This is a genomic window from Vibrio sp. 10N.286.46.A8, assembly GCF_041470165.1.
In the GTDB taxonomy this organism is placed as follows: Bacteria; Pseudomonadota; Gammaproteobacteria; order Enterobacterales; family Vibrionaceae; genus Vibrio; species Vibrio tasmaniensis_A.
In genome coordinates this window covers 1-19,948 of the sequence record NZ_JBFRLX010000124.1, presented here as the reverse complement: position 1 = coordinate 19,948, position 19,948 = coordinate 1, and the positions used below count along the sequence as shown (strand labels likewise).

General features: G+C 43.0%; 14 protein-coding genes. 9 read left to right on the top strand and 5 right to left on the bottom strand.

All coding sequences use genetic code 11. The features are described from left to right. The first annotated feature begins 44 nt into the window (after positions 1 to 44). Positions 45 to 1,139 carry a 3-phosphoserine/phosphohydroxythreonine transaminase gene (serC, locus tag AB4232_RS13160; protein WP_135383050.1) on the top strand — a complete coding sequence of 365 codons (1,095 nt, stop codon included), beginning with the start codon at positions 45 to 47 and terminating at the stop codon, positions 1,137 to 1,139. Positions 1,140 to 1,205: 66 nt separating this feature from the next. Continuing rightward, positions 1,206 to 1,898, top strand: coding sequence for an MOSC domain-containing protein (locus tag AB4232_RS13155; RefSeq protein ID WP_029222858.1), 693 nt, complete (start codon positions 1,206 to 1,208; stop codon positions 1,896 to 1,898). A gap of 128 nt (positions 1,899 to 2,026) precedes the next feature. On the opposite strand, the gene AB4232_RS13150 is transcribed toward AB4232_RS13155, so the two are convergent. Next, positions 2,027 to 2,743, bottom strand: coding sequence for a 3'-5' exonuclease (locus AB4232_RS13150; RefSeq protein WP_012604226.1), 717 nt, complete (start codon positions 2,741 to 2,743; stop codon positions 2,027 to 2,029). Positions 2,744 to 2,748: 5 nt separating this feature from the next. Then, the gene (locus tag AB4232_RS13145; protein WP_009847053.1) at positions 2,749 to 4,638 is read right to left on the bottom strand and encodes a DUF294 nucleotidyltransferase-like domain-containing protein; all 1,890 of its coding nucleotides are present in this window, start codon (positions 4,636 to 4,638) and stop codon (positions 2,749 to 2,751) included. A 150-nt stretch (positions 4,639 to 4,788) separates the two neighbouring features. Here AB4232_RS13145 and AB4232_RS13140 point away from each other — a divergent pair, with 150 nt between their 5' ends. After that, complete coding sequence (locus AB4232_RS13140; protein WP_029223784.1) at positions 4,789 to 5,430, top strand: outer membrane beta-barrel protein; 642 nt, start codon at positions 4,789 to 4,791, stop codon at positions 5,428 to 5,430. A gap of 122 nt (positions 5,431 to 5,552) precedes the next feature. Here AB4232_RS13140 and AB4232_RS13135 read toward each other — a convergent pair whose 3' ends face one another. Beyond that, positions 5,553 to 6,743: an amino acid aminotransferase gene (locus AB4232_RS13135; protein ID WP_372087294.1), complete on the bottom strand. Its 1,191-nt coding sequence runs from the start codon at positions 6,741 to 6,743 to the stop codon at positions 5,553 to 5,555. A gap of 261 nt (positions 6,744 to 7,004) precedes the next feature. On the opposite strand from AB4232_RS13135, the gene AB4232_RS13130 reads away from it, so the two are divergent. Further along, positions 7,005 to 10,151, top strand: a complete 3,147-nt coding sequence (locus AB4232_RS13130) for an Ig-like domain-containing protein (RefSeq protein WP_372087293.1) — start codon at positions 7,005 to 7,007, stop codon at positions 10,149 to 10,151. A 198-nt stretch (positions 10,152 to 10,349) separates the two neighbouring features. Then, a complete protein-coding gene (locus AB4232_RS13125) occupies positions 10,350 to 13,505 on the top strand; it encodes an Ig-like domain-containing protein (protein ID WP_372087292.1) in 3,156 nt (1,051 codons plus the stop codon). 222 nt (positions 13,506 to 13,727) lie between these two features. On the opposite strand, the gene AB4232_RS13120 is transcribed toward AB4232_RS13125, so the two are convergent. Both AB4232_RS13120 and AB4232_RS13115 read right to left on the bottom strand, forming a co-directional pair. Beyond that, on the bottom strand, positions 13,728 to 15,254 hold the full coding sequence (locus AB4232_RS13120; protein WP_269336290.1) for an HD-GYP domain-containing protein: 1,527 nt from the start codon (positions 15,252 to 15,254) through the stop codon (positions 13,728 to 13,730). Positions 15,255 to 15,552: 298 nt separating this feature from the next. Next, positions 15,553 to 15,852 (bottom strand): hypothetical protein, encoded by a 300-nt coding sequence (locus AB4232_RS13115; RefSeq protein ID WP_009847048.1) that lies wholly within the window; start codon positions 15,850 to 15,852, stop codon positions 15,553 to 15,555. 220 nt (positions 15,853 to 16,072) lie between these two features. On the opposite strand from AB4232_RS13115, the gene AB4232_RS13110 reads away from it, so the two are divergent. The 4 genes from AB4232_RS13110 to AB4232_RS13095 form a co-directional block, all read left to right on the top strand. Then, positions 16,073 to 17,476, top strand: a complete 1,404-nt coding sequence (locus tag AB4232_RS13110; protein ID WP_372087291.1) for a PLP-dependent aminotransferase family protein — start codon at positions 16,073 to 16,075, stop codon at positions 17,474 to 17,476. 127 nt (positions 17,477 to 17,603) lie between these two features. Then, positions 17,604 to 17,810 (top strand): hypothetical protein, encoded by a 207-nt coding sequence (locus tag AB4232_RS13105; protein WP_004734707.1) that lies wholly within the window; start codon positions 17,604 to 17,606, stop codon positions 17,808 to 17,810. 420 nt (positions 17,811 to 18,230) lie between these two features. Beyond that, entirely contained in the window at positions 18,231 to 18,908 is a 678-nt protein-coding gene (locus AB4232_RS13100) for a hypothetical protein (protein WP_371694741.1), read from the top strand. A 1-nt stretch (position 18,909) separates the two neighbouring features. Next, a partial coding sequence (locus tag AB4232_RS13095; protein ID WP_372087290.1) for a serine protease occupies positions 18,910 to 19,948 on the top strand: 1,039 nt, incomplete at its 3' end.

The window sequence follows — 19,948 nt, the reverse complement described above, 5'->3', positions numbered from 1 at the left end:
GGTATTACTTGCATAGTTATTATTTAGCAGGAGCAATCATCCCCATGGAACTTACATTAGATAACGTATTCAACTTCAGTGCTGGCCCAGCTGCACTGCCTAAACCGGTAATGAAACAAGCGCAGGCGGACTTTATTGATTGGAATGGTTTAGGGACTTCCGTGATGGAAATCAGCCATCGCAGCAAGGAATTTATTCAAGTTGCTGACGAGTCCGAACAGGACCTACGTGATCTTCTGAACATCCCAGACAACTACAAAGTTCTTTTCTGTCAGGGGGGCGCTCGTGCTCAATTCGCTGCTGTTCCTCTAAACCTTTTAGGTGACGCGACGAAAGCGACTTACATTGATGCGGGTTACTGGGCAGAAAGTGCAGTGACTGAAGCGAGCAAATATTGCGAAATCGATGTATTCAACGCCAAGACGTCAATTGATGGCAAAGCAGCGGTTGTTCCAGCTAAAGATTGGAAAATTGACCCGGAAGCGGCGTATGTACATTTCTGTCCAAATGAGACCATCGATGGTATTGAAATCAGTGAGCTTCCTCAAACGGATAAGCCAATCGTAGCGGATATGTCATCTAACATTCTGTCTCGTAAGATCGATGTGTCTCAGTACGGTGTTATCTACGCTGGCGCTCAAAAGAATATAGGCCCTGCTGGTATTTGCATTGCTATCGTGCGTGATGATCTGCTAGAGCTAGCAAACGACGTATTGCCGAGCATTCTTAACTACAAAGTACTTGCTGAAAAAGACTCAATGTTCAACACACCGCCAACGTATGCTTGGTACCTATCAGGCCTCGTATTCAAGTGGTTGAAAGCTCAAGGTGGTGTTGAAGCGATGGAGCGTGTTAACCAAGAAAAAGCAGCGCTACTTTACAACGCGATTGATGATTCTGCTTTCTACAAAAATGATGTTCATACGGCAAACCGTTCAAGAATGAATGTACCTTTCCAATTAGAGAAACCAGAACTAGACGCTAAGTTTTTAGAGTTGGCTGATGCTGCTGGTCTGAAATCACTAAAAGGCCACAGAGCGGTAGGTGGGATGCGAGCATCACTTTACAACGCGATGTCTCTGGAAGGCGTGCAAGTATTAGTCAGCTTCATGAAAGACTTTGAAGAGAAATACGCTTAATTAAGGCGTATTTCACAATAAGAGGAGCGAAAGCTCCTCTTTTTTTACTTGCTGAAAAGGAAGGGTATGAAGAAGTTAGGTACAGTAAACAGTGTTTTGGGCGGTAAGGTTGTTGCTTTTGCTCACGGTACACAGAGTGCTATCAATAAGCAGGTTTTATCTGAGCGCCAATACACCACTGAGCTTGGATTTATTAACGATGAGCAAGGCGACCCTCGCTTTCATGGTGGTATTCAGAAAGCCCTTCATATCTACCCAAGCGAGCACTACTTAATTTGGCAGGAGGAGTTGGGCGACAAAGCAATCTTCCAATCTGAAGGTGCATTTGGTGAGAACATAAGTTCAAGTGGGGTGACTGAAGCTTCCATTTGTTTAAAAGATAAGATTCGAATTGGTTCAACCTTGCTGGAAGTTTCACAAGGTCGTATGCCTTGTTGGAAGCTCAATGTACGATTCGATCAAAATGATATGGCGAAAAGGCTACAAGACACCCTTCGAACTGGCTGGTACTTCCGTGTTTTGGAAGAGGGTGATATCGGCTCCGGCGACGAGATTATCCTGTGTGAAAGACCTTACCCAGAATGGCCGTTAAGCCGGGTTATGGGTGCGGTGTTCACGGGTTGTTTGGATAAACAAGAGCTTAGAGAATTGGCGGAGCTGCCTCTAGTGGAATCTTGGGGCACGCTCGTAGAACGTCGACTTCAAACTGGCGAAGTTGAAGATTGGGAAATGAGATTGGTTGGCCCGACAGCCGAGTAGACTTTCTATTCATGCTTAAAAGACAATCATGCGCAAAACAAAACGCTCACTATCTAGAAGATGTGAGCGTTTTTAGTTCTGAGGTGAGCGCTTATTAGTCAGTAACTAACAGCGACTAGTTTATCTAGCTATAACCAGAAATCTTTAACAGGCATATCAGGGCTAAAATGGTGCGCAATCTGTGCTTGTAGAAGCTCCGCTGTCGCAATCGCATCAGTTAACGCATGATGCGGAGTATAGTCAGGCAAGTGGTATCTACGACGGCTCTGACCAAGCCTTACTGACGCAGGCTTCTTACCTTTTAGCTTATTCCATAGACCGCCGGCCAGTTTGTTTTGGATTTGAGATTCAATCTCGAGCGTGTCGAGGACTGGAAACTCAATTCCTTCACCTAATCTGACCTTCAACGCGTTATCCAAGAAATCACGCTCGATGCGGCGATAATGAACGACTGGGATATGGCCGCCCATTGATTCTAAGATCTCATCTAATACTTCACTTAAGTCTGGCGCATCAATGATGTCGTTGTGAGTGATGCCATGGATAACAACCGAGTCTTCTTCCAATTTCTGCTTTGGTCTCAGGGTCCAGTGCTTGGCTTGTCTTAGGTAGATTCGATTTAGCGTAAACGGAACTAGACCAATGGTAATGATGCCATCTTTGTTTGGGTTTAAACCCGTTGTCTCAAAGTCGACAGCTAAGAAAGTCACTTCTGATAATGGCGTATCAGGTGCAGGAAGAGGCTGGCTATAAAATTGCTTCAAGCGTTCATCTCTCGCTCGTTCGAGCTTCTGAGCAAACTTAAATGGCCAATCAACCGCTGGGGATCTGAATAGTTTGTTCATAGCGCCTACTTAAACTTATTGCTGGCTTGATAACGGAACTTAAGAAAGTTCTGTGCATTGCTTAATATTTGGAATGCATCCTTTAGATTACGTCGCTCGAAGTCAGAAAGGTTCTCTGGTTCGATGTTGTTATCCGGTTCGATGTTGTTGTCGACATCGTGTGCTTGGTGGCGAATACGAACTAAAGAGATAAATTCCATCGCATCTTTCAAGTCTTGAGCTCGACCTTTTGGCAAAATACCTGCGTCGATAATGTCATCTAAACGTTCGAATGAGTTCTTAGAGCGAGATGCGACTGCTAAAGAGTGAACACGGATTAGATCGGCAAGTGGTGCGGTACCACGACGTTTAAGATTGATCGAGTTGTTATGACGACCATCTTTCTCCATTACGAAATCTTTAAAGAAACCCAGAGGCGGTGTTCGGTTGAGTGCGTTACGAGCAAGACACGCCAAGAAACGGTTGTTCTTACGCGCACGTCTTACAATAAAACTATTTAACTGTTCTGCCCATTTTAAGCGGCCATAAACACCATCTAAATCAAAGAAGATAGAGGCGTTCAGTAGTGCTTTCGGGTTTGGATCATCAATCCAATCAGCGAAGCATTCTTCCCATTGTCGACGTGTCATACGCCAAGTTGGGTTAGTGGCCATGATGTCACCGGTACAGTACACATAGCCACATTGGTCTAAGCCATCACAAATGAAGGTCGACAGCTCTTCAAAGTACTTACCGTGCTTTTTCTCATCGTAGGTATCATCAAGAATAATGGCGTTATCTTGGTCAGTAACGAGCAGCTGCTCATCACGCCCCATCGAGCCGAGCGCGAGGAAACAATAAGGGATCGGCGCTTTACCGAGTTTATCTTCGGCTAGTTCAATAATTCGTTGTTTAAAGCTACGGCCAATTACCGACATTGCGGTACCCACCATGTGGGCGTTGGCGTCTTCGTTAACCAAGCGCACAAAGCTGTCTTTTACTTGCTCAGAAAGGACTTTAAGATCTTCGATGCTTTGCTGTTGGAAGATGCTGCTTACCAATAACAGCGAGTTTTGAGATTCGTAACGTACAATATCGGTCGCTTCAATAATACCAATAGGCTTCTTATCTTTTAGTACTGGTAGGTGATGCACGTTGTAGCGAAGCATGGTCATCATGGCTTCGTAGACATAGGCATTATGATCGAGCGAGATAACCTCTGCTGTCATTACACTTGATACTTCATCCGATGGATCGAGTCCTTCTGCTAAAACTCGGGTACACAGATCACGGTCGGTAATGATGCCAATAACGGGCGTCGAATCGTCTTCATCATCTTCAACAATATCCGGGTCGATGATCAGCAAAGATGAAACATTATCTTGTGCCATCATGGTAGCAGCTTGTTGGATGGTTCGTGTTTTTTCGATCATTGGCGCTTCGCTAGTCAGCAGCGTCTTTACCTTTGACGTGGTTAGATCGTTAGCGTCGTTGCTGTCTGAGTTAGCCTGACGCAGTCGCGCATTATCTTCTACTTCGACAAAGTCAGCGAATGAATCATAGTTGTCGTAGAGTTCTTGGAAAATAGGTTCAGGGATACAGTAGAGTAGGGTGTCTTCTGTTGCTTTTACCGGGAAGCGAACTTTATTGTTGGTGAGTAGCCCCATTTGGCCAAATAAGTGTCCCTCATCCAGCCGGTTATAGAGCTCACCTTTACGACGATAGACTTCTACTTCGCCGCTTCGAACAATGTAAAGGTCGTTAATCTGATCACCAAAGTGAATGATAGGGGTATCTTGGCGGTAATAAGAAATTTCGACGCTACTGGTCACTTTCGCCAACATCTCCTCTGGGAGTTCTGTGAAAGGGGGGTATTGTGCCAGAAAGTTTTGAATCTCTAATAACTCAGCATCCATAATGATCATCCATTGGTTTGTATGATTTCATGGTACAACATTTGATAATATTTTGCCGTCACAAATCAATCTGTGAGCTAAAACCTTTTTAAAGTCTTAGGGATAGACTAATCTTTCAAATAATAGGGTGACAGTTAAAGGATGATAGGAATGCCGAAGTGGAAACTTAGTTTAGTGTCTGCAATTTTTATGTTTTCTTCAAGTTCGTGGGCCGAAACTCACAGTGTGGATATTCTTGATTATGACCATATATACGCCACCGCTCATTCGGGAAGTTTGAATGAAGATGCAGGCAGCAATAACAATGCATCATCCTATGGATTAGGTATTAGCTATGCGATAACGGATGATTGGCTATTGTTGGGTGACTACAGTGCTCGTTTCATTCACCCAGATGAATCAACAACTCGAATGGATACCCTTATGCCGGGCATTGGGTACCGTTACAGTATTAAGCGAGATCTAGATATAGTGGCTTACTACCTGCTTGGTATTACTAAGGGGGAAGTCGAAGATAATGGAACTAACATTACTCGCTCGTCTGACACGGAGTTTATCCAAGGAATAAAAGCGGAACTCAACTATGGCTTTGCGAAACGTTGGATAGCTAACGGCAGTGTACAAGTGAATCGCAGTGACTTGTTTGACGAGGAAGTCTACCACCTAGGTTTACGCTATTTAGTGACCAACAAATTTGCGATTGGTGGCTCTTACCAACACAGAAATGGCGAAGGTAAGATTCGTAGTGAACGCACTAACGAGCTAGGTGTAGAGTTCTTCCTAGAGTATTAGTTAGCGATATATAGACTAAGCGTCTTAAAAACTGACATATAAAGGAGACAGACACAAAAAAGCCAGCTTAATAGCTGGCTTTTGCATATCTATTGGTCTGCAAGTGCAGGTTTCTTTTTCGATTAAAGAACCGCAGCGATGCCTTTACATAGAGGACCCATATTTGACTTCGTCATGCCCGCTACGCTGATACGGCCAGAGCCGACAATGTAGATTGCGAATTCGTCTTTCAGGCGAGTTACTTGCTCTTTGCTTAAACCAGAGAAAGAGAACATGCCGTTTTGGCGCTCGATGAATGTGAAGTCTGCATCAACACCTTCAGATTTCAGTGTCGTTACGAATAGCCCGCGCATCTCTTGGATACGGTCACGCATTTCTGCTACTTCTGCTTCCCATTCTGCACGTAGATCAGCATCACCAAGGATGTGAGTAACGACAGCACTGCCGTGCGCTGGTGGGTTAGAGTAGATAGAGCGGATGATGCTCTTAACTTGAGAGAACGCTGTTGTTGCTACGTCTGCAGATTCTGCAACCAGAGTGAATGCACCCACACGCTCGTTGTACAAGCCGAAGTTCTTAGAGAACGAGCTAGCAACAAGAATCTCTTTGTTGTGTTGAGCAAAAATGCGCAGGCCAGCTGCATCTTCTTCAACACCTTTAGCAAAACCTTGGTAGGCAAAATCGAATAGAGGAAGCAGTTTCTTCTCAGCAACTAGCTTAGCAAGTACTTCCCACTCTTCAGTTGTTGGGTCGATGCCTGTTGGGTTATGACAGCAGCCGTGAAGAAGAACGATGTCGCCTTCAGAAGCTTTCTCTAGGTCAGCAACCATGCCTGCGAAGTCTTTGTCTTTGGTTTCAGCGTTGTAGTAGCTGTATTGAGCTGTTTCGATACCGGCAGCAGCGAAAACGCCGTTGTGGTTAGCCCAAGTTGGGTTACTGATCCAGATTTTCACGTCACCCAGTTGGCGCTTGATGAATTCACCCGCTACGCGAAGTGCACCTGTACCACCTGGAGCTTGTGCTGTTTTAGCGCGTTGAGACGTTACGATCTCTGCATCTGAACCGAAAAGCAGTTTCTGAACCGCTAGACCGTATTCAGCGGTACCTTCAATCGTTAGGTAAGATTTGGTTTTTTCGTTTTCAAGAAGTGCAGCTTCTGCTTTCTTTACTGTTTTAAGTACTGGCGTTTGACCTTCTTCATTTTTGTAGATGCCAACACCAAGGTTAATTTTCTCTTCACGAGAGTCTTTTTTAAATTCTTCAGTAAGGCCGAGAATAGGATCGGCGGGAGCTGCTAACACTTTTTCAAACATAATCTTCATCCATGTCAATTGAGAGGGAGGTAATAATAACTCCGGTATTTATACCTTTCATACAAGGTTGTTACAACTCAAAACCTAGAATTTATTAAAACGATTTATAACCAACAGCTTCGAAAATTTGATTTATGGAATTTTTCGGCATTTCCATTTGAAATGACTGTGCGTCGATGCGGTTTTGTTTAACGTAATTCATTGCTAACAATGTTGTTTTTGTTCATGTTTAGGGCGGTAAACATGAAGGAACTCTTTAGAATGAAGAAAACACTGAGTCTGTTTTTCGTGGCTTTAGCAGTGGTCACTGCTGGGGGCTGTAAAGATAGCAAAAATGAAGGCCATAAACCTATGGTCTATAAGCCAACGAAAGCATCACCGTCAGAGCTTTCTGTTGAAATTATTGTTAATGGAAAAAAGCGTACGTTAGAGCTGAATCGTTACTCTATTCGTGAGCCCGATATGAAAGTATATCTATGGGATCATCGTATTAACGGGAACGCCCCTTCGAGTACTATTAAAACTCCGGACATTCGTGTTTACCGAGGCGTTGATACGAGTGATGAGAATACTCAAGTTATAGCGGCTCTTACCACTAAAAATAAATTATATGTAACTGCTTTTCGTGGTAGCCACCGAGTTTGGTCGATCAAGGATGCAGCGGTAACTGGTGGTAAATCAGCGGGTACTATCCAACCGCTGAAGTCTAGCTTTTCTTCTGTGTCTCGACAAAACAGTATATTAGATGCGGTTCAGAAGTCGATTAAGCCAATAGACAAAAATCCGGATAACCCAGTTTCGGGTCTAGACAATATCTTACCAACAAATATGTCAGACATTAAACTGAGTAAGATAAATGCATTTGTTCAAATTAGTTACCAGACTTTTAAAGAGCAAGCTGACGGTAACTTTGATGATGCTATGGTTTTAGCTGATTACTACATAAACTTAGTGGACTATGTGTATAGTCGTGATGCGTTAATTCGATTCTCTATGCAAGATGTTCTTATTGAAACATGGGGGCATTTAAGGAGTCACTACAATAACTGTATAAAGAGTAGCAGTCACGATAGATGTAAAGACTGGGGTTACCAAAATGAGAATACCTCAATTAAAAACGCAACACGACGTTGGGTGGATGCCCAAAGAAAAACGCGCCATTGGGATGTTCGACATCGCATGATTGATTTGGTAGGCAGTGGGGTTGTTGGTGTGAACTGGGGATCTTATGTTCGCTCGATGGGTCAATTGATTCAAGCGGATGGTGTTGTTTTACACGAAACCTCACACTATTTAGGTACGGGGCACCATACTGGTGGCGAGGAAGAAACCTCACAAGGTGGTGAAGCGCACGTGGGAGATATTGGTTTTGTCGGTTACAAAAACCGTGTAGCCAGACGAGCGATTGTTGGCCCTGCTGATTACCCGTTACCCCCATCGGCTAAAATTGATCACTTTGGTGTGTTGCGTGATACAGCGAAAACATTAGATGTGTTGAAAAATGACTTTGATGCAAATGGTGATTCGATATCGATAAATAAAGTGGACTCGCTTACCGTTCAAGGCGGTCAAGTTAAGATCGTCGGAGATAAACTGGTCTATACCCCACCGAAAGGGTTTGTGGGAGAAGATTCGTTCTTTTATCAAATCACTGACTCAACTAAGCATCATGGAAAACAATTGTATGATCGTGAAGAGGTTCATTTAAGAGTAACAAGCCCTGGTTTGTACGCTAGATTCGGATTTGAAAGCGCGATTGAAGATTTTTGGATTCCTAATGAACAGACCGGACTAGCAAGTCAGCTTCATGTTAGTCGTGATTGGCGTTCAGGGAAGGATGTTTGGGTTGATTACTCACAATCAGTGACTAACGATTCCTATGGAAAGACATTAACGCTGGGCGCTCATGAAGCGGTAAGGTCAATCAAAAGCAAATACGATGTACCTGAGTCGTTTAAATATAATACTCATTACGGTCATGCATTTGATCTCGGTGATGATAGCTTCACGGTTTCATTGAAAGTGAAAGTTGGAACTAGACTTCCTCATGACATTAATTTGGTTAACCGTGGAATGGAGAGAGAAGGCTACCACTTACGACTACTGAAAGATGGAAAACTAAAGTGGTACATGAAGTCTCGTCAATACGCTATGCATAAAGGCGGTACTGATTACCGCATTGTAAAAATGACGACGGAGTCACCTTTACCTGCTGATAGCGCATGGCATGCAATTGCTGTGCGAGTTGACCGAACAACGAATCAAGCAAGCTTATGGGTTGATGGGGTTAAACAGTCGCTTGTCGATGAAGCGCAAAATGAGGTTAATCTTCCTAAAGGTTATGCTGGTTTATGGGGCGGAGGTAGCCGAAGAGCGTCAAGTATCAGTCAAGGTTTGACTATCGGGCAAGCATGGTGGGATACGGACGAAGTACACAAGCAGGAGTTACAAAAAAGCCAGAGCCGCTATTTGCGTATCGATAACGTAGAGTTGAGGTCATTTGCACTTACAGATGATCAGATATCAAAATTGACCAACAACAATTATGTGTATCCTTATGCACCGCGTCCATATAATGGTGAAGGCATTGCTTTCTCAGGAAGCAAAACACTGAGCTGGAAATTGTCTAAGTCATCGGCTTACAAGTTAATGATTAGCCGTGATGGAAAGTCTTGGTCTACTGAAAAAATTGGTAATGGTAGTTCGGGTTCACATACTGTCGCGCTCAATGCCTCCGATGAGGCGCTTTATTGGCGTGTCGACGTGAACGGTTCTGTCGGCGAAGTGTGGTCGGTTCGAAATAATCTAGTTAATGGTCGTCAAGAAGTCGCATTCAGTCACTCTGAAATTAGTAACGGTGCCGCAATACCTGATTGTGAAGTCAAATCAGGTGTAACCTGCTTATTTGGTTGGCCAGCAACGCAAAATGGTTATAACGACTTATATGGTAATACTTGGACAATTGACAACGGCGGGACTACTAACTGGGAAGGCCATATATATCTTGGTGGTAAACAAAAAACGTTGAGCTTACAAGTTGATACTCCAACCGGTGAGTGGTCTGGTGTTCGTTTTCGAGCAGCTGCGGCGGGCAAAGGTTGGACCGGTGCGGACGATTACCCTTCAGGTACACTGAAGCTGTATGCAAATGGGAAGGAAGTATGGAAAGCTTATAATATCGGTGATGAGGTTTGGACTAAAGCAGGTACAGAGTGGGCGTCACTGCCTTCTATCGGTACTTACTCAGTAAGTGTACCTCGTAAAGTGAAATCTGATATGTATGGCGTTCACTTTATTGATCTCCCTGCAAATGTCACACAGCTCAAATGGGAATATGAAAGCTCACGCTTAGATAGCAAAGGAATGACCCCCGGAGCCGTTATAGGAGGCGTACAACTAATAAGGTAGTACTTTTCTTTTAAACTTTAATAGCCCAGCGTATTTGTACGCTGGGCTTTTTTATTTACATAGTTAAATCACGCTCCCTTTTGAAAGACAGTCCTTTGATAGGCTGTACGTTGGCGTTGTTTTGTTCAACGTAATTCATTGCTATTACTATGGTTTTTATTCATCTTTAGACTGGTCGATATAAGGGAACCACATAGAATGAATAAAATACTGAGTCTATGTTTTGTGGTACTAGCGGTAGTCATGGCTGGTGGGTGCAAAGATAGCAAAAACGAAGGCCATAAACCTATGGTCTACAACCCTACGAAAGCATCACCCCCAGATCTTTCAGTGGCAATTACGGTTAATGGTAAAAAGCGTACGTTAGAGCTCCATCGTTACTCGATCAGAGAGCCCGATATGAAAGTATATCTTTGGGATCACCGTATTAATGGGAATGCACCATCCAGTACTATTAATACGCCAGCGATTCGTGTTTATCGTGGTGTTGATACCAGTGATGAGAATACGCAAGTTATTGCCGCACTGACCAGTAAAAATAAACTCTATGTGACAGCGTTCCGTGGTAGTCAAAGAGTATGGACAATTGAAAAAGCGGACATCATAAGCGGTCTTTCCGCTAAGAAGCTAACAGCAACAGCTCAAAACTTAGCTTCGGTTACGCCGCAGTCTGCAATTTTAGACAACATGCAAAAAGCAATTAAAACCGTAGATGAGCACCCGAGTGCACCAACATCGGGTTTAGATAACTTAATTGCTAAAGACAAAACGCAAGTTCAGCTGCACAAAGTAAAAGTGGCAGTTCATGTCTCTTACCAAGCGTTTGTTCAAGAAGCGGATAGCAACTTGGATGATGCGATGGTGCTCGTCGACTACTACATTAACTTGGTTGATTATGTTTTGAGTCGAGATGCTTTGTTACGTTTCTCTGTCAATGATGTGTTGATAGAAACTTGGGGCTATCTGGACGACCATTACCAAACTTGTAAAAAAAGTGCTTCTCATGACGCTTGTAAGGCGTGGGGTTACCAACATGAGAATGAACCTATTCGAGTTGCCGCCATAAAATGGTGGGATGAACAAAGAAAAACGCGAGGCTGGGATCTTAAGCACAGAATGCTTTGGCTGAAAGGAAGCTGGATAGGCGGCGTTAACTTCGGAAGTATTGTTCGTAGCCCTGGCAAGATGATAGATTCTGATGGTGTTGTGTTGCATGAAACTGCGCACTACTTAGGTACTGGCCATAGTACATCAGCTGAAGGTCACGGTATTCAAGGTGGTGAAGCTCATGTAGATGACATCAATTTCACGCGTTATAAAAATAACCGCCTAAGAAGAAGCTTGGTTGGCCTTGCAGACTATCCTTTGCCTCCTTCGGCTAAAATCGATCACTTCAGCGTAAAACGTGATAACACGACTAACCTAGACGTACTAAAAAATGACTTTGACGCTAATGGTGACACGGTTTCCCTCCATAAGGTTGATAAATATTCTGCTCAGGGTGCAGAACTTAGTGTCAACAATGGAAAAGTAACCTACAAAGCGCCAAAAGGCTTTATTGGTGAGGATGAGTTCCACTACATCATTACTGATGGCAAGAAACTGTTCGATCGTGACGTTGTACATGTCAAGGTTACCACTCCAGATCTATATGCTCGTTTCGATTTTGAAGACGCACCCGTTGATGACTTATGGATGGTGAATGCTCAAACAGGTTTAGCTGGGCAAATTGCAGTAGTAAAAGAGTCGAGTAAGCAGGCAATTTCTGAAGTTTGGGTTAACCAAGGTTACGCGAATTCGAAAACACTTAAGCTAGGGGCTTTTGAGTCTGTAAAATCTAACTTGTTAGAAAATGATGTTCAGGATTCTTTAAAGTATAAGTTCCATTATGGGCATGATTTTGACTTTGCTGAAGACGATTTTACGCTATCACTCAAAGTGAAAGCTAATGTAAAACTAGAGCATTCAATAGACTTGGTTAGCAAAGGGATTTGGAGTGACGGTTTTCACCTGAAGTTAACTAAAGAGGGAGCGTTAGAGTGGTTCATGATTTCGCGCCAACTTGCAACATATGCGGGTGGAAGTGACTTAAGAAAGGTATCTGTTACAACCAAAGAAGCACTAAGCCTCAGTCAATGGAACACTGTAGCTGTGCGTGTTGACCGTACTACCCAAAAAGTATCTATCTGGTTGAATGGGAAGCAAGCGACACTAATTGATGATTACAACAATAAAGCCGAAGTTGACGATATTAAACTTGCCAACGGTTATGCTGGTGTTTGGGGGGCGGGTAGTCGTTTTTCTGCTGGTACAAGCCAAGGGTTGATCATTTCTAAGCCTTGGATGGATGCAGGCAAAGATGCTACAGCTAATATAAAGTCTGAGCAAAAAGCAGGTAATATTTTGGTTGATAATATCGAGATGCGCTCATTTGCTTTGTCTGATGGTGACATGGTGGCGCTTGCTAATGATAGCTTAAAGTATGCGTATACACCGCGACCATATAATGGACAATCGTTCCCATTCAAGGGTAACCATAAGTTCACTTGGAAAGTATCTAAATCAAGTGCTTACAAAGTGTATACCAGTACAGATAATAGCACTTGGTTAGAAGTTCAATCAGGTGCTAGTTCTGCTGCTTCAGGTTCGCACACTGTCAATCTAGACCCAGCAAGCGATGTTTTATATTGGCGCATTGATTTTGATGGTAAAACCGGAAAAGTATGGTCTGTTCGTAACTCACTCAAAACGGGTATTCAGAACTTATCTTTCAGTTATGCTGAAGCAAACTCTGGTGCTAATTACCCTCAATGTACAGTCACTAAGAATGGGGATTGTCTGTTTGGTTGGGATGATGGCAATACAACTGACCAATTTAATCATAGTTGGACACAAAACCCTGCCGATATCACTAACTGGGAAGGTCACCTCTACCTTGGTGGTGAAGATAAAAAGCCTGAAGTGTCAGTTACAGCTGAAAGCGGACAAAGCTGGAAGGCCATTCGTTTTAGAGCCGCTGTTATTGGAAAAGGCTGGACTGGTGCTCAAGACGTACCAAAAGGTACGCTTAAATTATTCGCGAATGGCACTGAAGTATGGAAGGCATATAGCGTTGGTGACAATATTATTGATGGCGCGTTAGCAAAATCAGGGAATCAGTGGTCTAGCTTACCTTCTATCGGTTCTTCTTCAGTCAGTGTACCTAGAGGCACTAAGGTAGGCCGCTACGGTATTCACCAAGTTGATTTACCAGACGATACCACGACCCTAAAATGGGTATATGAAGTAGAAAATCTGGATAGCAAAGGGAAGAACCCAGGTGTAGCTCTTGGTGGTGTACAACTACTAAGATAGTGTTTCTTCTAAACCAAAAAAAACCAGCATATATATGCTGGTTTTTTATAGAATCTTACTCAGTCACTATTCCTGTTTCGCTTAACTTAACACTCGAATGAAGCTGACTCAGAAAATCACTCTGCGATCTAACCTATATAACTATTGTAGCCTGTATAACACCCCATAACTTACTGTAACCTGTATAGTCGGAGCCTGTATAGTTAGTGGTTTTCGAAAAGACTAAGCAGGTTGAGCAACAAAGCTTTCTCGTTCAAGTTCACTTTGCATGTTTTTTCCATCCTTGTAGGTCGCGGCAATTGAAACGAATTCTTGTTCGACGGCCAGAAAAGCTTGGACAACTTGCGGGTCAAAATGGGTCCCATTGCCCTCCAAGATAATCTGTTTCGCTTGCTCATGAGTAAAGGCTGGCTTGTAGACTCGCTTCGATATTAATGCGTCATAAACATCGGCCAATGCCATTAAGCGACCGGATAATGGGATCTCTTCACCAGACAACTGATTTGGATAACCGCTGCCATTCCATTTCTCGTGGTGAGTGAGAGAAATCTCTTTCGCGACTCTTAAGAAAGAACTGCTTCCCAATTGCTTTTCTGCAATAGATAACGCTTCGGCGCCAATAGCAGGGTGACCTTTCATTATCTCAAACTCTTCATCCGTCAGTTTGCCCGGTTTTAGCAGCACACTGTCAGGTACTCCAACCTTACCTACATCATGCAGTGGGGCAGATTTATAAAGCAGCTCGATATAGTTGGGTGTTAATAAGGTCGCGTGAGCTTCAGATTTGCTGAGCTCCAGTGCGAGTACCTTTACGTATTCTTGAGTTCGTAAAATATGGGCGCCAGTTTCATTGTCTCGAGATTCAGCTAGTGCAGATAAGCTAACAATCGCGACGTCACGTGTGGTTTTTACTTCGTCTTGAGCGTTTTCGAGGCTATCAAGCATGGTATTGGTCATAGATGCTATTGACCCAAGCTCGTTGTAGCTAAATATAGGTAAGCGAACGCCTGGCTCACCATTAGTTACTTTACTTAATGCGTGCTCTTGGCTTAGAAGAATACGTCTAATCAGCTGGCTCCATAGAGTCATGATGGTTATCGCGTATCCACCTAGTACAACCGCCAAATAAATGAACTCTTTGATCACGCTGATCTTGCCCGTACCATCTAGCAAACGGCTGGGGTTGTGTTCTAGCCAGAAGATGTCTTTGACGGCCACCATAGTCAGCATGGTGGTCAGTGTTACCAGAAGCACGATGACCAAACCAATCATTTGTTTAACCAGTGAACTTCTTTCACCTATCAGGTGGAAGTCAAATTGCCCAGTCATCTCCATTTCATCTATTTGGCTAAGCTTCGCTTTCAATTGAAGAATGGTTCCGGTAAAGAAACCGAATAGACTCATACCAAACAGAACTTTCAAGTTACTGTCTATCGTGAATTCGTAGCTTAGGTTGTAGTAGAGCGCGAAAGGAATACTCGCGGCAAAGAACAACATAGTATCGAGTTGTGCAAATCGACCTTGTTTGACTAAGGTGTGTTGCGATAGCAAATAATGACGCGCTAGCCACAATAAGATAAAGACACTACTGACTTGGGTGAAAATTTCTAACGTCGTTAAGCTTTCGAGCATCGGGCATACCCGACTGCCGTAGGTGCCAAATAGCACGCCAGCGATGACGTATAATTGAGTCGTTAGCGATTGATTGTAATTTGAAGTATCCATCGATAAGCCTTTGTTCATTTTCATCTTAAGGTCTCGCAACTATTCCTAAGTTTACGAATACGTATTTTGTGTATTAATTCACGAGGTTGGTAGGTATGTATGGCTAGTATAGCGAGTGTGAATAAGGTCGGGGATTCTATCGATAGCTTTTGTTGAATGATACAAAAAATTGGTTTGTGTTAGATAATTGTTAGCTATATGGGTGTTATTACGGCAGTTTTTATGAAGACACTTGAATAGTCCCGGTTGAAATACGAGACTATTCAGTCGATATATTTGAGTAAAGTCGAGAGTGATTGACGACTACTTACCTCTAATCAAATTACTTTTTCAGATTGATTTCAGATTCAATTGAGTTGGTTTCAATGTCTGGGTGAGATGCTAGTTTGTCTGATGCCCATTGGTTTAGGTGTTTCAGAATAGCAGACACCGCGTGTTTCTCAGTTGGTGCTTGGTCTTGATCGACGTCGATCTCCTGCTTTGGATGTGAGCCTGTTGCATCTTCAGCGATATGGAGCCAGTCTGGGTGCCAGTAATATGGCTGGCCACTCGGTGTTGTCCAACTATGAACACCGTTTGACTCTCCTTTATAACTTAACTGGTCTGCTTCTATTTTTTTCATTTTTATCTCGCATGTTTTTTGGATTACATCAAATTATAGAGGCGTAGAACGAACTTGGCTCTCGCCTTGGTTACAAACTTAGCAAAGCATACAAAGTTATCTGTGAACCAATTCACACTATTATAGAAATTAGGCTCAATCATATGGATAGCAGCAATAGTTGTTAACGTTAGTGATAAAATCTCAGGCTTATTAGAATTTCTCTAGGTAGTACAATTAGATGGCGCGTTATGAAGAGCTTGCAAAGGATATTCGAACTCAGATAGCGAACAACACGTGGCGTTCAGGAGAAAAGATCCCTTCCGTCCGCATGAGTTGTCGCAATTACAGCGTCAGCAATAGTACTGTCTTACAAGCCTACCAATTGTTAGAAAGCGAAGGGTGGATCATCGCTAAGCCTCAGTCGGGCTACTTTGTTGCACCACGTGTGGACGGCGTTGATTATGAACTGCCGTTAGTACACAAAAAGAAAGCCATTAATGATCGCTTATTCGACTTTTTGAAATCGAGTTCGGCAGAGGGGGTTATTCCTTTTGGATCAGCATTCCCAGATCCTGACCTTTTCCCTTTGCCTACCTTGACTCGAAACCTCGCCAGTGCGGGAAGGAAGATGACAGGTGCTAGTGTGATCAATAATCTGCCACCGGGCAGTGAGTCCCTAAGAAGACAAATCGCTCAACGTTACCTGCAGCAAGGTATTACCGTCAACCATCAAGATATCGTGATTACTTCTGGTGCGATGGAAGCGCTTAACTTGAGCCTTCAAACTGTAACCAAGCCCGGTGACTACGTTGTGATTGAATCTCCTGCTTTCTATGGTGCTCTGCAAGCTGTCGAGAGGTTAGGACTCAACCCTATCGAAGTGGATGTTTGTCCAATCAATGGATTGAATATTGAGCAGTTTGAAAGCGCACTACAAAACCAGGATGTGAAAGCGTGTTGGCTGATGACGACGTTTCAAAACCCGACAGGGACAAGTTTGTCTGAAGATGCGAAGCGCCGAGTGGTTGAGGTTGCTGAACAATACAAGACTTATATTATCGAAGATGATGTTTACGGCGACCTATATTTCGAAGGGCATAAACCTAAACCGCTAAAAGCATTTGATAAAACAGACTCAGTGTTGCTATGCGGCTCTTACTCTAAGAGTTTATGTCCTGGCTATCGTGTTGGTTGGGTGGTGAGTTCGCGTTTTAATGATGCGATTCAAAAACTTCAGCTTCTTTCTACGCTGTCGAGTAGTGCTCCTGTGCAGCTTGGCGTCGCGCACTTCTTGACACACGAAAGCTACGACAATCACCTTCGTAAATTGCGTAAAAATCTTCTAATGAGAAAAAAGCGATTTATAGAGGTCATTAAGCAATATTTCCCACATTCCATCGAGATAGAAGATCCAGCTGGCGGCTACTTTGTATGGATTCGTTTTTCTGCCAAATTCGACAGTCAACAATTCCATCAGTTAGCGATTGCTCAAGGCATTAGCGTCGCCTCTGGAGACCTCTTTAGCGAGTTGGGCAGAGTAGACAACGCGATTAGATTGAACTTCTCTTATGAACTCACAGCAGAGAAAGAGCAAGCGCTGCTCTTACTTGGTAAACTTGCGCATCAACTTACGCACTCGTAAAACCGTAAGTCACTCATAAAAAAGACAATGATTCCAACTGTACGGACTGATTCCGATGCAACTGTACGCCTTCTTGACCAACGAGTTGTGATTCAATATCGATAGACCAAATATTGGAGATACCGTTATGTTGAAAATGACTATGGGTAACGAAGTTAAGTTGATTATCGTTGCTATTGTGTGTGCACTTCTGTTAATCCTCGGCCACGTACTACTGGCAAAAGCATTCGCTGATATGGCATGGGCAGAATACACGACTGCCGCCATCCCATTCGTTATGATGGCAATCTGCGGTCTCGCGATAAAATACGCTATCGACCAAGATGTCGACTAAGTTTTTGAGTACACAAAAATGATCTTTCAGAGCCCCTCCATGATTTGGTGGGGCTTTTTCGTTGTATACATGAAACGAACTTGCATAGGTATCGCTGTTATCGTCGTGAAATAAAAATTCTTAATGACATACAATTACTATCCATACCTATTGTAAGCATATGTAAGGAGCGTCGAGTCACTACTTGGAAAGTAAATCACCTTTAGTCAAAAGCTTGGCAAACGCCATTTATCATCATTAACTATTGGTATGGTTGGGTTTATAGTTATTCGTGCCAACTATCAGTCGGTGAGGTTTGAATCGTGATGAACAAAGCCCTTACAGCACCTTACATTTTCAACTTATCTTTAGCCTACAATTACTTGGAACTAATACAGAGGCGGAAATATGAGATTAAAATGTGCAAAACTGAACTTCTGCATGTTGGCATTGCTAACAACTAATGCAGCGGCCAGTGAGATTGACGTCGATTTAAATAAATTAAGTAATGTTTCAGAAATTGGTACAGATACTTTGTCGATCGCTAGTGAGTTCATCGGTTATGAACTTAATGATGGCAAGTATCGTTACGCAAGAGACGTTGACTTGAACGGTTTAGATTGGGTTTTCTTGTATGGAGAGCATCAAAGAAAAGATAAACCCAATAGTGCTTTAATTGGTGACGTAAACGTTATTGGTGAATTACGACAAGTTTCTAATTCAGAGACCAAAAACGCAATTGGTAACCGTTATTACTGGCAGGGTGGTGATTCTACAGATTACAACCAAGAGCTAGCTTTTTCTGGTTTACTTGTCGGCACTAGTGGTTTCTCTTTTGACGTTCAGCCAGGTAAAGGCGGGCGATTTTCTGTAGAGCTTTATACACACAATTGGCTCTCTTCTGCTGATGTAACCGCATGTGTTAAAAAGCAATGTATCACTATTAAAAATGATATCTCCTTTCACATGACCAGTGTCAAAAATACGATAGTTTTCGAATCCCAATCTCCTGATGATATCGTCGAAATCACTTATACACGTCAACATAGACAGTTCGACTTTGAAGCTAGACAGGGTTACCACGCTATTGAAGCTATCCAATTGAGAGAGGCTCAGTAACATGAAAAAAATTATTTTGGCATCAGCGATCGTTGCTACTTTTTCAGCGCAGGCGGGCATAGGCAAGATGGATCGCTCGGTTACTCAACACAAAGCGTTTGCCTTACAAACTCAATTTGATTTTGCTTGCCACATGAATGCAGGGTCGGCCACTTTAATCGACCCGTATTGGGTTATCACAGCAAATCATGTGTCAGGTTCAAAAAGTGAAGGATATGAAAATGCGGTAACTTGTTCTTCTTATGAAAAAGATAAGAATGGTAAGTACAATGTTGTTCATACGTCACGTGCGACTACTGACCCTGATGGTGAGTGGGGGGAGTATGAATTTACCGATGGTATTTACGACTTCGCTTTGGTGCGCTTAGATACGCCTATCACCGGTATCAAGCCGGCGAAGTTGCCCGAGAAAGGGATGTTTGATCATTCAGAAGTCTATGAAGTAAATAGCGTTGGCTTTGGCAACTATAACGGACGTAATGGTGGCAAAAAGTTTGTTAAGTACAACGACACAGACAAAAAATGGTTAGCTGAGTACAAATATGACCCAGTGATCATGCCTCAAAGTAACTTGCAGTGGTTAATTATCCATGGGGATTCAGGCTCTGGTATCACGATTGAGAGAGATGGTGAGTTTTATATTATTGGGGAGATAGGGCTTCAATATTATGGTGAGCTTGGTTGGCAAGATACCTTCGATGATGTTTTGGGAAGATTGGATTCCTTACAAAGTGACATGCAAGAGCATGGTTTTAGCTATACGAAACCTGTAAATCTTGCTGATGTAAAATGGACACCGACGACCCAGAATGACATTGAAGATCTTCACGCGTTTTACAGCTACTGGAAAGCGGGAAGTATGGACTTCAATGCGACTTACTGGACGGCGGATGGTGGTATTTATAACACCGCTTATGCGATAGAAGGGGAAAAGTACACTTTTGAAACAGTGATACCTGTAAATTCTAAAGCGCCTGCATTTGATGTGTTTGTTAATGGTCGTCAGGTCGCTCATAACATTAAAGCGGACAAAGAAAGTC